The sequence below is a fragment of the Pseudomonas sp. F220 genome, from assembly GCF_057813935.1.
The window spans coordinates 1-698 of the sequence record NZ_JBVASJ010000121.1 but is presented as its reverse complement, the minus strand read 5'-3'; the positions used below and the strand labels follow the sequence as shown (position 1 = coordinate 698).

1 protein-coding gene is annotated in these 698 nt (G+C 54.7%); it reads left to right on the top strand.

The annotated features are described in order from the left end of the window. Positions 1-682: IS630 family transposase (locus ACZYSM_RS29255; RefSeq protein WP_489077163.1), on the top strand; the 682-nt coding region annotated here is incomplete at its 5' end. Positions 683-698 lie beyond the last annotated feature (16 nt).

Below are 698 nucleotides of genomic sequence, written 5' to 3'. Positions count from 1 at the left end.
ACCCCATCGTTTGAAGACGTTCAAGATCAGCAACGATCCGCATTTTGCCGATAAGGTCGTCGATGTAGTCGGGCTTTATCTGAACCCGCCGGATAACGCCATCGTGCTGTCGGTTGATGAGAAAACCCAGATCCAGGCACTGGATCGCACACAACCGATGTTGCCGCTACGCCCCGGTCAGATCGAGCGACGCACACATGATTACAAACGCCATGGCACCGCCAGTCTGTATGCCGCTTTTGACATCCTGACGGGCCAGGTCATCGGGCGGATAACCCAGCGCCACCGAGCCAAAGAGTTTCTGGCCTTTCTGCAACAGATCGACCGCGCTACGCCCGCAAAGCTTGACCTGCATGTCATCTTGGACAACAGCTCGACTCACAAAACGCCGGCCATCAAGCAATGGTTGGAGAACCACCCGCGTTTCAAGCTGCACTTCACGCCGACCAGTGCGTCGTGGCTGAACGCCGTGGAAGGCTGGTTCGCGCAGCTGGAAAGGCGGGCGCTGTATCGTGGCGTCTTCACCAGCGTGGCCGAACTGAAAGCGGCTATTCGTCAATTTATTGAGGCCCACAATGACCTTTCAGCCAAGCCCTTCAGGTGGAATAAGACGGCTGAATCAATCATCAGCTCTGTAAACAAAGCAAAGCTGGGGGCGATAAAGAATAAGTTATTGAATTAACCGCTCAGGACACTAG